The sequence below is a fragment of the Sphaerotilus sp. genome (assembly GCF_041083715.1).
In the GTDB taxonomy this organism is placed as follows: Bacteria; Pseudomonadota; Gammaproteobacteria; order Burkholderiales; family Burkholderiaceae_C; genus Sphaerotilus.
Window position 1 is genome coordinate 1 of record NZ_JBFPGY010000033.1, and the last position, 13,627, is coordinate 13,627.

General features: G+C 66.1%; 13 protein-coding genes. 12 read left to right on the plus strand and 1 reads right to left on the minus strand.

The window, feature by feature from the left end; all coding sequences use genetic code 11:
* The 9 genes from rseP to AB3X43_RS01565 all read left to right on the plus strand — a co-directional run.
* Positions 1-1,052 (plus strand): RIP metalloprotease RseP (gene rseP, locus AB3X43_RS01525; protein WP_369428130.1); only part of this gene is annotated, 1,052 nt, incomplete at its 5' end.
* A 4-nt stretch (positions 1,053-1,056) separates the two neighbouring features.
* On the plus strand, positions 1,057-3,360 hold the full coding sequence (bamA, locus tag AB3X43_RS01530; protein WP_369428131.1) for an outer membrane protein assembly factor BamA: 2,304 nt from the start codon (positions 1,057-1,059) through the stop codon (positions 3,358-3,360).
* A 2-nt stretch (positions 3,361-3,362) separates the two neighbouring features.
* Positions 3,363-3,917 (plus strand): OmpH/Skp family outer membrane protein, encoded by a 555-nt coding sequence (locus tag AB3X43_RS01535; RefSeq protein ID WP_369428132.1) that lies wholly within the window; start codon positions 3,363-3,365, stop codon positions 3,915-3,917.
* Positions 3,914-4,972: a UDP-3-O-(3-hydroxymyristoyl)glucosamine N-acyltransferase gene (gene lpxD / locus AB3X43_RS01540; RefSeq protein ID WP_369428133.1), complete on the plus strand. Its 1,059-nt coding sequence runs from the start codon at positions 3,914-3,916 to the stop codon at positions 4,970-4,972. Before AB3X43_RS01535 ends, lpxD begins: the two co-directional genes overlap by 4 nt.
* A 59-nt stretch (positions 4,973-5,031) precedes the next feature.
* A complete protein-coding gene (fabZ, locus tag AB3X43_RS01545; protein ID WP_322590545.1) occupies positions 5,032-5,469 on the plus strand; it encodes a 3-hydroxyacyl-ACP dehydratase FabZ in 438 nt (145 codons plus the stop codon).
* 13 nt (positions 5,470-5,482) lie between these two features.
* Positions 5,483-6,271: an acyl-ACP--UDP-N-acetylglucosamine O-acyltransferase gene (gene lpxA / locus AB3X43_RS01550; RefSeq protein ID WP_369428134.1), complete on the plus strand. Its 789-nt coding sequence runs from the start codon at positions 5,483-5,485 to the stop codon at positions 6,269-6,271.
* Positions 6,272-6,284: 13 nt separating this feature from the next.
* On the plus strand, positions 6,285-7,433 hold the full coding sequence (lpxB, locus tag AB3X43_RS01555; RefSeq protein ID WP_369428141.1) for a lipid-A-disaccharide synthase: 1,149 nt from the start codon (positions 6,285-6,287) through the stop codon (positions 7,431-7,433).
* Positions 7,405-8,082 (plus strand): ribonuclease HII, encoded by a 678-nt coding sequence (gene rnhB, locus AB3X43_RS01560; protein ID WP_369428135.1) that lies wholly within the window; start codon positions 7,405-7,407, stop codon positions 8,080-8,082. Before lpxB ends, rnhB begins: the two co-directional genes overlap by 29 nt.
* Complete coding sequence (locus AB3X43_RS01565) at positions 8,079-8,855, plus strand: TrmH family RNA methyltransferase (protein ID WP_369428136.1); 777 nt, start codon at positions 8,079-8,081, stop codon at positions 8,853-8,855. The genes rnhB and AB3X43_RS01565 overlap by 4 nt, the downstream gene beginning before the upstream one ends.
* A 6-nt stretch (positions 8,856-8,861) precedes the next feature.
* On the opposite strand, the gene ppsR is transcribed toward AB3X43_RS01565, so the two are convergent.
* Positions 8,862-9,683: a posphoenolpyruvate synthetase regulatory kinase/phosphorylase PpsR gene (gene ppsR / locus AB3X43_RS01570; protein ID WP_369428137.1), complete on the minus strand. Its 822-nt coding sequence runs from the start codon at positions 9,681-9,683 to the stop codon at positions 8,862-8,864.
* A 196-nt stretch (positions 9,684-9,879) separates the two neighbouring features.
* Here ppsR and ppsA point away from each other — a divergent pair, with 196 nt between their 5' ends.
* The 3 genes from ppsA to AB3X43_RS01585 form a co-directional block, all read left to right on the plus strand.
* The gene (gene ppsA / locus AB3X43_RS01575; RefSeq protein WP_369428138.1) at positions 9,880-12,282 is read left to right on the plus strand and encodes a phosphoenolpyruvate synthase; all 2,403 of its coding nucleotides are present in this window, start codon (positions 9,880-9,882) and stop codon (positions 12,280-12,282) included.
* 158 nt (positions 12,283-12,440) lie between these two features.
* Positions 12,441-12,722 (plus strand): DUF4212 domain-containing protein, encoded by a 282-nt coding sequence (locus tag AB3X43_RS01580; protein WP_369428139.1) that lies wholly within the window; start codon positions 12,441-12,443, stop codon positions 12,720-12,722.
* Positions 12,715-13,627 (plus strand): VC_2705 family sodium/solute symporter (locus tag AB3X43_RS01585; protein WP_369428140.1); only part of this gene is annotated, 913 nt, incomplete at its 3' end. The genes AB3X43_RS01580 and AB3X43_RS01585, both read left to right, overlap by 8 nt.

The window sequence follows — 13,627 nt, forward strand, 5'->3', positions numbered from 1 at the left end:
TGCTGGCGGTGCTGCTGTACGCGGCGTCGTCGTGGATCGGCACGCAGGAGCCACGCGCCGTGATCGGCTCGCCGGCTGCCGGCAGTCTCGCCGAGCATGCCGGCCTTCAAGCCGGACAGTGGGTGCGTCGCTGGTCGTCGGTCGATTCGGAGCAGTGGCAGGACGTGTCCTCGCTGACCGATCTGCGCTGGCAGCTCACGCGTGCTGCGCTCGAAGACCGTGATCTGCGGCTGGAAGTGACCAGCAGCGCAGGCAGTGGTCGCCATGAGGTGACGTTGCCGTTGTCCGGTCTGGATGCCAATGAAGCCGATGCGGAACTGGTGCGTCGCATTGGGCTGGTGTCCGCGTATTCGGAGCCCGTGCTGGGTGACATCAAGGTGGGTGGGCCGGCGGAACGCGCCGGACTGCGCGCTGGTGACCGGGTGCTGCGGGTCGATGGACACGACGTGGTCGACGCGACCAGCCTGCGTGCGCAGATCCGGGCTTCGGGTGTCCAGGGAGATCCGGTGCCGCAGTCCTGGCAGATCGACCGCGCCGGGCGTTCGATGGTCCTGGAGATCCGGCCGGTGCGTGTCGAGGACCATGGTCTCCAGATCGGGCGCATCGAGGCCGTTGTCGGCAGTCGGCCACAGACGGACCTGATCACGTTGGGATTCGCTGAAGGTCTGCAGCAAGGCCTGGTGCGGACCTGGGACATGTCGATGATGTCGCTGCGCATGTTCGGTCGCATGCTCATCGGTGAAGCGTCGCTCAGGAATCTCAGCGGCCCGCTCACGATTGCCGACTACGCCGGGCAGTCCGCCGAGCTTGGGCTGGCCTACTACCTCGGGTTCCTCGCGGTCGTCAGTGTCAGTCTGGGTGTCCTGAACCTGCTCCCGCTGCCGATGCTCGACGGTGGGCACCTCCTGTATTATCTGATCGAGGGTGCCATCGGTCGGCCGATCTCCGACCTCTGGACCGCCAGATTGCAACGCGGCGGTTTCATGGTGATCCTGCTCATGATGTCGCTCGCCCTCTACAACGATGTGGCCCGTTACCTGGGCCTGCACTGACCGCATGCGCGTACCCGCCTACCACTTCGCTCTCTCTTCCCGTGCCTGTGCCGTTGCGGTGCTGGTGGCGTCCGCGGCACTGCCCGCTCTGGCTGTCCAGCCCTTCGTGATCAAGGACATCCGTGTCGAGGGCCTGCAGCGGACCGAAGCCGGCACCGTGTTCGCCGCCTTGCCGTTCCGGGTGGGGGACACGTACAGCGACGAGAAGGGCGCTGCCGCCCTGCGCGCGCTGTTCGCCACCGGGCTGTTCAAGGACGTGCGCATCGAGGTGGACGCCCAGGTCGCCGTCGTGGTCGTCGAGGAGCGGGCGGTCATCGCCAGCGTCGACTTCACGGGTACCAAGGAGTTCGACCGCGAGACGCTGATCAAGGCGCTCAAGGACATTGGCGTCGGTGAAGGCCAGCCGTTCGACAAGGCCCTGGCCGACCGCGCCGAGCAGGAACTCAAGCGCCAGTACCTGACCCGCAGTCTCTATGGTGCCGAGGTGGTCACGACCATCACGCCCGTGGACCGCAACCGCGTCAACGTCACGTTTGCGGTGAGCGAAGGCGGCGTGGCGCGCATCCGCGACATCCACATCACGGGCAACGAGGCGTTTTCCGAGGGCACGCTGCTCGGTCAGCTCGACCTCACCACCGGCGGCATGATGACCTGGTACACCAAGAGTGACCGCTATGCCCGCACCAAGCTCAACGCCGATCAGGAAACGCTGCGTGCGTGGTACCTGAACCGCGGCTATCTCGAATTCAACGTCGAGTCCACGCAGGTGGCGATCTCGCCTGACAAGCAGGACATCTCGATCACCATCAACATCAAGGAAGGCCAGCGCTACACCGTCACCGGCGTGAAGCTCAGCGGCGACTTCCTGGGCAAGGAAGAAGAGTTCAAGAATCTGGTGAAGATCCGCCCTGGCGAGCCATACCGTGCGGAAGATGTGGCGAGTACCCAGAAAGCCTTCACGGATCGCTTCGGCCTGTTCGGCTACGCCTTCGCCAAGGTGGATCTGGTGCCGCAGATCGACCGCAACACCGGTCGGGTGCAGATCGTGCTCAACGCCGATCCGGGCCGCCGTGTCTATGTGCGCCGCATCAACGTGTCGGGCAACACCCGCACCCGCGATGAAGTCATTCGCCGTGAACTGCGCCAGTTCGAGTCCGCCTGGTACGACGGTCAGCGCATCAAGCTCTCGCGGGACCGGGTCGACCGGCTGGGCTACTTCAGCGAAGTCGATGTCGACACCAGCGAAGTGCCGGGTACCTTCGATCAGGTGGACCTGACGGTCAACGTCAAGGAAAAGCCCACGGGCAGCCTGATGGTGGGTGCGAACTTTTCCAGTGCGGACAAGTTCTCCTTCACCGGGTCGATCAAGCAGGACAATGTGTTCGGCTCCGGCAATTACCTGGGCATCGAACTCAATACCAGCAAGTCGGCACGCACGTTGGTGCTGTCGAGCGTCGATCCCTATTTCACCCGCGACGGCATCTCGCGTTCGCTGGATGTCTACTACCGCACCAACAAGCCGCTCAACAGCCAGGGCGAAGCCTACGAGCTGGTCACTCCGGGTGCCGGTGTTCGTTTCGGAGTGCCATTCTCCGACTACGACACCGTCTACTTCGGTGTTGGTGCCGAACGCACCAGCATCAGGTCGGCCACGGCGCTGCCGGAGAACTTCTTCCGCTACCGCGCCACCTACGGGCAGTCGAGCACGTCGTTCCCGCTCACGCTCGGCTGGCAGCGTGATGGCCGTGACAGTGCCCTGGTGCCGACCGACGGTCGTTACCAGCGGATCAATCTGGAGTGGGGTGCCTTTGGCGATACCCGCTATCTGCGCAGCAACTACCAGTTGCAGCAGTACTTTCCGATCAGCAAGAAGCTCACGCTCGGCCTGAATGCCGAAATCGGGCATGGCATGGGCCTCGGTGGCCGTGCGTTCCCGATTTTCAAGAACTTCTACGGTGGCGGCCTCGGCACGGTGCGGGCGTTTGACCAGAATTCGTTGGGGCCGGTGGACGTGACGGGGGCCTATATTGGTGGCACCAAGCGCGTCAACCTCAACAGCGAACTCTATTTTCCGTTCCCTGGGACCGGCAACGACCGGACGCTGCGCTTCTTCGGCTACTTCGATGCGGGCAACGTCTGGGGCGACAGCGAAACGCCGACCCTTGCCTCGTTCCGGACATCGGCCGGTCTGGGCCTGTCCTGGATCTCGCCGGTCGGGCCGCTCAAACTCAGCTGGGGCCAACCCATCCGCAAGTTTGCTCAGGATAGAATCCAACGCTTCCAGTTCCAGATCGGTACCGCATTCTGATGATGACTTCCTTCATACGCTCGCTGACTGTCAAGACCCTGTTCGCTCTCACCACCAGCACGGTTGCCGTCGCTGCGCTGCTGGCGTCTCCGGCAGTTTCGGCGCAGGAATTCAAGATCGGCTATGTGAACAGTGACCGCATGCTCCGGGATGCAGCCCCGGCCAAGGCGGCACAGGCCAAGCTGGAAGTCGAATTCGGCAAGCGCGAGAAAGAACTCAACGACGCCGCGGCCCGCCTGAAGACCGCTGCAGACAAGTTCGAGAAGGAACAGGTCACTCTGGCCGAATCCGAGCGAGGCCGCCGCCAGCGCGACCTCGTCGAGCAGGAGCGTGACCTGCAGCGCAAGCGCCGCGAGTTCCAAGAAGACTTGAACCAGCGCAAGAACGAGGAGCTATCGGCCGTGGTCGAGCGCGCGAACCGCGTGATCAAGCAGATCTTCGACGCTGAAAAGTACGACCTGATTCTGCAGGACCCGGTGGTCTTCGCCGGACCCCGCGTGGACATCACCGACAAGGTGATCAAGGCGCTCAACGCTGCTCCCGCACCGACCAAGTGAGTCCCGTCTTCTCCGTGCGTCTGCACGAGGTGCAGGCGGCCCTCGGGGGAGATCTGGTCTCGAACGACGGCGCCGAATCGCTCGGTGACCGGCTGATCCACCGCATCGGACCGCTCGACAGCGCCGATGCCACGACAATCAGCTTCCTGTCGAATCCCCGCTACCGCGCTCAGTTGCAGGACACGGCCGCTGGCTGCGTCATCGTGGCGCCGGCCGTGCGTGACGGTGTGCGGGCTGGCTGTGCTGCCCTGGTCACGCCAGATCCCTACCTCTACTTCGCGCGCCTGACCCAGTGGTGGGCGGCACGTTCGCGCGCCACACCGCTGGTCGGCGTGCATCCGAGTGCCGTGGTGGCGCAGGACGCCGTGCTGGGCGCTGGCGTGTCGGTCGGTCCGCTGGCCGTCGTGGAGGCCGGCGCCGTGGTCGGCCGCGATGCCGTGGTCGGCGCCCATGCCTTCGTCGGTGCGGGTGTGGTGATCGGCGAGGCCACCCGACTGGCTCCTCGCGTGACGCTGATGCCAGGTACGCGCCTCGGTGCACGCTGTCTGCTGCACAGCGGTGTCGTCATCGGCGCCGATGGTTTCGGCTTCGCGCCCACGGGAGGCCGCTGGGAAAAGATCGAGCAGCTCGGTGGCGTGGCCATTGGCGATGACGTGGAAATCGGCGCGAACACCTGCATCGACCGCGGGGCTCTCGACGACACCGTCATCGGCTCCGGTGTCAAGCTCGACAACCTGATCCAGATCGGCCACAACGTCCAGATCGGTGACCACAGTGCGATGGCCGGCTGCGTTGGCGTGGCCGGCAGCGCACGCATCGGCAGTGGCTGCACGGTGGGTGGCGGCGCCATCGTGCTGGGCCACCTCGCGCTGGCGGATGGCGTGCACATTTCCGCTGCCAGCGTCGTGATGCGCTCGATTTCCAAGCCAGGGCAGTACAGCGGGGTCTTCCCGCTCGACGACAACGCCTCGTGGGAGAAGAATGCCGCCACGCTGCGGCAATTGCACACCTTGCGCGACCGCCTGCGCGCCCTCGAAAAGAAGATGACACCATGACCACGACGCCGATCCTGCCCGCCGACACGACCGAGACGCCCGCTCCGGTCCTGCTCAAGATGGACATCCACCAGATCCTCAAGAAGCTGCCGCACCGCTACCCGATCCTGCTGGTCGACCGCGTGCTGGAGATCGAGCTGGGCAAGCGCATCAAGGCGCTGAAGAACGTGTCGATCAACGAGCCGATCTTCCTGGGCCACTTCCCGCACCGCCCGGTGATGCCGGGCGTGATGATCCTCGAAGCGCTGGCGCAGGCGTCGGCGCTGCTGTCCTTCGCGACGATGGGCGAGGATCCGGGCGAGGACACGGTGGTGTACTTCGCCGGCATCGACGGCGCGCGCTTCAAGCGCCCGGTCGAGCCGGGTGACCAGCTCATTCTCGAATCGACGCTGGAGCGCGCCAAGGGCGGCATCTTCAAGTACAAGGCCCGCGCCACGGTCAACGGCGAACTCGCCACCGAAGCCGAGCTGATGTGCACCATGCGCAAGATCGCCTGACCGCCGTCCGCGCATGAGCAGCATCCACCCCACCGCGATCGTTGATCCCGCGGCCCGGTTGCACCCCTCGGTCGAGGTCGGCCCGTATTCGATCATCGGCGCCCACGTCCGCCTGGGCGAGGGCACGCGTGTCGGCCCGCACTGCGTGATCGACGGCCACACGACGATCGGCCGGAACAACCGCTTCTATCCCTTCTGCTCGATCGGCTCCGATCCGCAGGACAAGAAGTACGCCGGCGAGCCGACCCGGCTGGAGATCGGGGACGGCAACACCTTCCGCGAATCCTGCACCGTGTCCACCGGCACCACGCAGGACGAGGGCGTCACCCGCGTCGGCGACGACAACTGGTTGATGGCGTACGTCCACATCGCCCACGACTGCCGCATCGGCAGCCACACCATCATGGCCAACGTCACGACGCTGGCCGGCCACGTGCACGTGGGCGACTGGGCCATCATCGGGGGCCTGACCGGCATCCACCAGTTCAGCCGTGTCGGTGCACATGCCATGGCCGGCTTCGCCTCGCGCATCGCGCAGGACGTGCCGCCGTTCGTCATGGTCGCCGGCAACCCGTGCGAGGCCCATGGCTTCAACCAGGAAGGCCTCAAGCGCCGCGGCTTCAGCGCCGAGCGCATCGGCGTCGTCAAGCAGATGTACCGCGCGCTCTACCGCAAGAGCCTGACGCTCGATGCCGCCAAGACGGACATCGAGGGCTTGCTGGGCACGGTGCCGGACGCGGACAGCGAGGTGCGGCTGATGCTGGACTTCCTGGCCAATGCGCCCCGTGGCATCGTCCGCTGAGCGGCTTGGTGTGATGCGCACGACTGATCCGCGCCTGGCGCTGGTGGCTGGTGAAGCCTCCGGTGACCTGTTGGCCGGGCTGCTGCTGGGTGGCCTGAAGCAGCGCTGGCCCGATCTGCAGTCCTCGGGCGTTGGTGGGCCGCAGATGGCTCGGCACGGCTTCGATGCCTGGTGGCCCTACGACCTGCTGGCGGTGCATGGCTACAGCTTCGAGCTGCTCTGGCGGCTGCGCAGGCTGTTCGCGATGCGCACGGAACTGGGCGACCGCCTGTTGCGCGAGCGTCCGGATGCGTTCATCGGAGTCGATGCACCGGACTTCAACCTCGGTCTCGAAACCCGACTGAAGCAGGCCGGCATCAAGACCATCCACTTTGTCAGCCCGTCGATCTGGGCCTGGCGCGGCAACCGCATCCACAAGATCCGCAAGGCCGTGGACCATGTGCTGTGCCTGTTTCCGTTCGAGCCGGAGCTGTACCAGCGCGCGGGCATCGCCGCGACCTACGTGGGCCACCCGTTGGCCGATGCGATCCCGATGGAGGTGCCGCGCGAGGCTGCCCGCGTGGCCCTGGACCTGGCCGCAGACGCGACCGTGATCGCCCTGCTGCCGGGCAGCCGCCGCAGCGAGATCCGCTACATCGCGCCGAGCCTGCTGGGTGCGGCGGTGCTGCTGACGAAACAGCGGCCCGGGTTGAAGTTCGTGCTGCCGGCCATGCGTGGCGTGCGCGATCTGGTCGATCCGCTGGTGGCGAAGTTCGCCGGCCAGATCGACCTGCAGGTGATCGACGGCCGTTCGCACGAAGCACTCGCCGCCTGCGACCTGACGCTGATCGCCAGCGGCACCGCCACGCTCGAAGCGGCGTTGTTCAAGCGCCCGATGGTCATCACCTACAACATGCACTGGCTGTCGTGGCTGCGCATGAAGCGCATGGCGTACCAGCCGTGGGTAGGGCTGCCCAACATCCTGGCGCGCGGTTTTGTCGTGCCGGAACTGCTGCAGGATTCCTGTACGCCCGAGGCGCTGGCCCAGGCCGCCGGGCAATGGCTGGACAGCCCCGCGCGCTGCGAGGGTGTGCGCCAGCGTTTCACCGAACTGCACCACCTGCTGCGCCAGGACACGGCGCGTCGAGCCACCGATGCCATCGCGCAGATCCTCGGTCGCTGAGCCGCCGCCCTTCATCAGCGAGCAGTTCGCGCTGAGCTTCGACCGTCCCGGCTTGATCGCGGGCGTGGACGAGGCTGGGCGTGGGCCGCTGGCGGGGCCGGTGGTGGCCGCGGCCGTGATCCTCGACGACCTGCAACCCATCGCCGGTCTGGCGGACTCCAAGGTGCTCACGGCGAAGCGGCGTGAGCGTCTGTTCGACGAGATCCGCGCCAAGGCGCTGGCCTGCTGCATCGCCGAGGCCACCGTCGAGGAGATCGACCAGCTCAACATCCTGCACGCGACGATGCTGGCGATGCGCCGCGCCGTCGAGGGCCTGCGGCTGCGCCCGGTCAAGGTGCTGGTCGATGGCAACCGCATCCCGACGCTGCGCATCCCCGCCGAGGCCATCGTCAAGGGGGATGCCAAGGTGCAGGCGATCTCGGCGGCCTCGATCCTTGCCAAGGTCCACCGCGACCGGCTCTGCGCCGAGCTGCACGTGCGCTATCCGCAATACGCCTTCGATGTCCACAAGGGCTATCCGACCGCAGCCCACCTCAGCCTGCTGCGCGAACACGGCCCCTGCGACCAGCACCGACGTTCCTACGCGCCCGTGCGCGCCGCTGCCTTGCTGCACCTGTCCCCGATCCTGATCCCGAATCCGACCCGATGAAAGAACCTCGCCACATCACCTCCCGCAGCAGCCCGCTGGTCAAGGACCTGCGCCGGCTCGCGCAGGAGCCGGGCGCGTACCGCAAGCTCGGCCTTGTCTGGCTGGAGGGCGATCATCTGTGCCGGGCCTTTCTGGCGCGGGGCGGCCGGCCGCGGCAAGCGGTGGTCGGTGCGGGCGCCTGGCTGCAACCCGGTTCGCGCGAGCTGGCGCTGAAGGCCGAGGAGATCAGCGTGCTCGACGACAGCCTGCTGCCCGAGATCAGCTCGCTGGAGTCGCCCGCGCCGATCGGTTTCCTGATCGACGGCCCGGCGAAGGGGTTGGCGCCACTGCCTGCCGTGGCGACCGTGGTGCTGGATCGCCTGCAGGATCCCGGCAACGTCGGCACCATCCTGCGCAGCGCTGCAGCGCTGGGCGTGAAGCAGGTCTTGACGATGAAGGGCAGTGCGGGCCTGTGGTCGCCGAAGGTGCTGCGCGCCGGCATGGGTGCGCATTTCGCGCTGCACCTGGTCGAGGGCGTGATCGTCAGCGAACTCGATTCGCTGGGCGTGACCCTGATCGCCACCAGCTCGCACGCCACACAGGCGCTGCACGAGCTGGCCCTGCCTGCGCCGTGCGCCTGGGTCTTCGGGCATGAAGGGCAGGGCGTTGCCGAGCCGCTGATGCAGCGCTGCGGTCTGACCGTGCGCATTCCGCAGCCCGGTGGCGAGGAGTCGCTCAACGTGGCGGCGGCGACCGCCATCTGTCTCTACGAATCGGCGCGGCAGGCGCTGTAAGCCCAATCAGTAGATCAACCGATCCGGTCGGATGTCGCGCAGGATCGTTGTGGCGATCTCCTCGATCGACTTGTGCGTCGAGGAGAGCCAGGCAATGCCCTCGCGCTTCATGATCCGCTCGGCCTCGTTGATCTCGGCGCGGCAGTTCTCCAGCGCGGCGTACTTGCTGCCGGGGCGGCGCTCGTTGCGGATCTGGCTCAGGCGGTCGGCGTCGATGGTCAGGCCGAAGCACTTGCGCTTGTGTGGCTTGAGCATCGAGGGCAGGCTGTCGCGCTCGAAGTCCTCGGGGATCAGCGGGCAGTTGGCGGCCTTGATGCCGTGCTGCATCGCCAGGTAGAGCGAGGTCGGCGTCTTGCCGCAGCGGCTCACGCCCACCAGGATCACGTCCGCCTCGGCCAGATTGCGTGCCGACTGGCCGTCGTCGTGGGCGAGCGAGAAGTTGATCGCCTCGATGCGGTCGTGGTACTCCTGACTCTTGGCCACATCCGAAAAGCGACCGACGCGGTGGTTGCTCTTGACGCCCAGTTCGACCTCGATCGGCTCGACAAAGGTGCGGAACATGTCCAGCACCAAGGCGTTGCACTGTGCGCAGAGCAGGTCGCGCACATCGTTCTTGGCCAGCGTGAGGAAGACGATCGGGCGCTGTCCTTCCTGCATCGCCAACTGGTTGATCTCCCGCACGACCTGCTCGGCCTTCTCCTGCGAGTCGATGAAGGGCCGGCGGATGTGGCGGTGCTTGGCCGGGAACTGGGCCATGATCGAATTGCCGAAGGTTTCCGCGGTGATACCGGTGCCGTCGGAGACGAAGAAGACTGTGCGGTTGGGCATGAACGTGGTCGCATGAAATGGGTACAGGCGAGGTACATCATAGGCCGGCCTGCCCCTAGAATGGCACCCAATCGCTTCTCGCCATGCCACGCCCGATCCCCCTCTCACACGAACAACCACCACAAAGTGGGTGGGGGATGACAGCTGGCGTTCGCCGCAGGGAAGCCCCAGGTTTTTTACATCATGGAGCTTTGTCATGTCTTCAACCTCTCTGGCGACCGCCCTGGTAGTTCCGTTCGAGCACCTGCGCATGACCGATGTCGAATCGGTCGGCGGCAAGAACGCCTCGCTCGGTGAAATGATCAGCCAGCTCGCCGCCTCCGGTGTGCGCGTGCCCGGTGGTTTCGCCACCACAGCCCAGGCGTTCCGCGAGTTCCTGACGGCCAGCCACCTGACCGAGAAGATCAACGCTCGCCTCGATGCGTTGGACACGGACGACGTGCGTGCGCTCGCTGAAGCGGGTGCCGAGATCCGCGGCTGGGTCGAGTCCGCACCGTTCCCGGCCAAGTTCGAAGCCCAGATCCGCGCCGAGTTCATCAAGCTCACCGAGGGCAACCCCGGCGCGTCGTTCGCCGTGCGCTCGTCTGCCACTGCGGAAGACCTGCCGGACGCCTCGTTCGCCGGGCAGCAGGAGTCGTTCCTGAACGTCGTCGGCATCGACGCCGTGCTGCACAAGATCCGCGAGGTGTTCGCGTCGCTCTACAACGATCGCGCCATCTCCTACCGCGTCCACAAGGGCTTCGCGCACGCCGATGTCGCGCTGTCGGCCGGCATCCAGCGCATGGTCCGTTCGGACCTGGGCGCCGCGGGCGTGATGTTCACGATGGACACCGAGTCCGGCTTCCAGGACGTGGTCTTCATCACGTCGAGCTACGGCCTGGGCGAGACGGTGGTGCAGGGGGCTGTGAATCCGGACGAGTTCTATGTCCACAAGCCGACGCTGCGCAACGGCAAGGCCGCCGTGATCCGCCGCAACCTGGGCTCCAAGCTGATCCGCATGGAGTTCGCGACGCCAGAAGAAAAGGCAGCCACCGGCAAGCTGGTGCGCACCGTCGACACGCCGCCGGAGATGCGCAACCGCTACTCGCTGAACGACGCGGATGTGACCGAACTGGCCCGCTACGCGCTGATCATCGAGAAGCACTACGGCCGCCCGATGGACATCGAGTGGGGCAAGGACGGCGGCGACGGCCAGCTCTACATCCTGCAGGCGCGTCCCGAGACCGTGAAGAGCCAGATGGCCGGCAAGGTCGAGCACCGCTACAAGCTCAAGAGCAGCACCGACCGCACCATCCTCGCCGAAGGCCGCGCGATCGGCCAGAAGATCGGCACCGGCCCCGTGCGTCTGGTCCACTCGATCGCCGAGATGGAGCGTGTACAGCCCGGCGACGTGCTGGTCACCGACATGACCGACCCGAACTGGGAGCCGGTGATGAAGCGTGCCGCCGCCATCGTCACCAACCGCGGCGGGCGCACCTGCCACGCCGCCATCATCGCGCGTGAACTCGGCATCCCGGCGGTGGTCGGCTGCGGCGACGCGACCGAGCACCTGAAGGACGGCCAGCTCGTCACGGTGGCCTGCTCGGAAGGCGACACCGGCTACATCTACGACGGCCTGCTCGACATGGAGGTCAGCGAGGTGCAGCGCGGCGAGCTGCCGTATTCGCCGGTCAAGATCATGATGAACGTGGGCAACCCGCAGCTCGCGTTCGATTTCTGCCAGATGCCGAACTCGGGCGTGGGCTTGGCCCGCCTCGAATTCATCATCAACAACAACATCGGCGTCCATCCGAAGGCGATCCTCGACTACCCGAACATCGACTCCGATCTGAAGAAAGCGGTCGAGTCGGTGGCGCGTGGCCACGCCAGCCCGCGGGCGTTCTACGTGGACAAGCTGGTCGAGGGCATCTCCACCATCGCCGCGGCCTTCTGGCCCAAGCCGGTGATCGTGCGTCTGTCGGACTTCAAGTCGAACGAGTACCGCAAGCTGATCGGCGGCAGCCGCTACGAGCCGGAAGAAGAGAACCCGATGCTGGGCTTCCGCGGTGCGGCGCGCTACGTGAGCGCCGAGTTCGGCGAGGCGTTCGCGATGGAGTGCGAGGCGATGCGCCGCGTGCGCGGGGACATGGGGCTGACCAACGTCGAGATCATGGTGCCGTTCGTGCGCACGCTGAAGCAGGCCGAGCGCGTCGTCGGCATGCTGGCCGACCAGGGCCTCAAGCGTGGTCAGGATGGTCTGCGCGTCATCATGATGTGCGAGATCCCGAGCAACGCCATCCTGGCCGAGCAGTACCTGGCGTTCTTCGACGGCATGTCCATCGGCTCGAACGACCTGACCCAGCTGACGCTGGGCCTGGACCGCGATTCGGGCCTGGAAATCCTTGCTGCCGACTTCGACGAACGCGATCCGGCGGTCAAGGCGTTGATCTCCCGGGCGATCGCCGCCTGCCGTGCCCATGGCAAGTACATCGGCATCTGCGGCCAGGGCCCCAGCGACCACCCCGATTTCGCTGACTGGCTGGCGCAGGAGGGCATTGTGTCGATCTCGCTGAACCCGGACTCGGTCGTCGAGACCTGGCAGCGTCTGGCCAAGCGCTGATCGCGCCTCGGCGCACCTCACGAGGCGACGATCGTCGCCTCGCGCCGCACAGCAGCCCACCCATCCCGGTGGGCTGTTGCATTGCACGGTTCGTCTTGGTGTCATTCCTGTGGCGAGTCTGACAACGGCTGCGCACAATTCACGCCAGAGGTGATTGCATGGACGACAAGAGACACGACCAACCCCCGAAGCGGACCTATTGGCACCGGGTGTGTCTGTGGACGCTGCTGGGGCTGGCGCTGTGGTTCGGCGTCACCTTCGGCGTGTCCTGGTGGGCCCATGCGCTGGATGCGTGGAAAGTCGGACGCATGCCGGCTGGCTACTGGTGGGCCACGCAAGGGGCGATCGGTGTGTACCTGCTGATCATCGTCGGACACGCCTGGCTGATGGACCGCCTGGAGCGCGAGGTATTGACCGAGGGCGACTCCCGCCATGGCTGATCCCAGGCTGGGAGCATCCGAAGAGACGCGGCTCTTCACGCGGGTGTTGTTCCGTCGTTATGCGGTCTACACGCTGGGCGTGCTGCTGTTCATCCTCGCGCTGGGGGCGATGGAGCGGATGGGGTGGCCGCGCAGCTGGATCGGTGGCACCTTCCTGATCGCCACGGTGGCGGTCTATGCGGCGATCGGTCTGATGTCGCGCACGACGGACGAGGCGGAGTACTACGTCGCAGGCCGCCGCGTGCCGGCGGTCTTCAATGGCATGGCGACCGCGGCGGACTGGATGTCGGCGGCCTCCTTCATCGGCACGGCGGGCGTGCTCTATCTGCAGGGCTTCGCCGGACTGGCCTACATCCTGGGCTGGACGGGTGGCTACTGCCTTGTGGCGCTGCTGCTGGCGCCGTATCTCCGTCGGCTCGGCTTCTTCACGATCCCCGAGTTTCTGGGCGCGCGCTATGGCGGCGAACTGCCGCGGCTGGTCGGTGTCGTGGCGGTCACGCTGGTGTCCTTCGTCTACGTCGTGGTCCAGATCTACGGCGTGGGGCTCATCACCTCGCACCTGACCGGTTTCAGCTTCGAGATCGGCATCTTCGTCGGCCTGGGTGGCGTGCTGGTGTGTTCGTTCCTTGGCGGCATGCGGGCCGTGACGTGGACGCAGGTGGCGCAGTACATCATCCTGATCCTCGCCTACCTGACGCCGGTGGTGTGGATGTCCCTGAACCAGACCGGCAGTCCCTTCCCCCTGTTTTCGTATGGGCAGCAGCTGGAGCATGTCACCCAGCGCGAGGAGGTGCTCAAGAACGATCCGGCGGAACTCGCCGTGATCCGGCAGCTGCAGGTGCGTGCGGACGATGCGCTGCGCAAGCTTGCCGATGTGCGCCAGGCGATGGTCGATGACGCCGAGA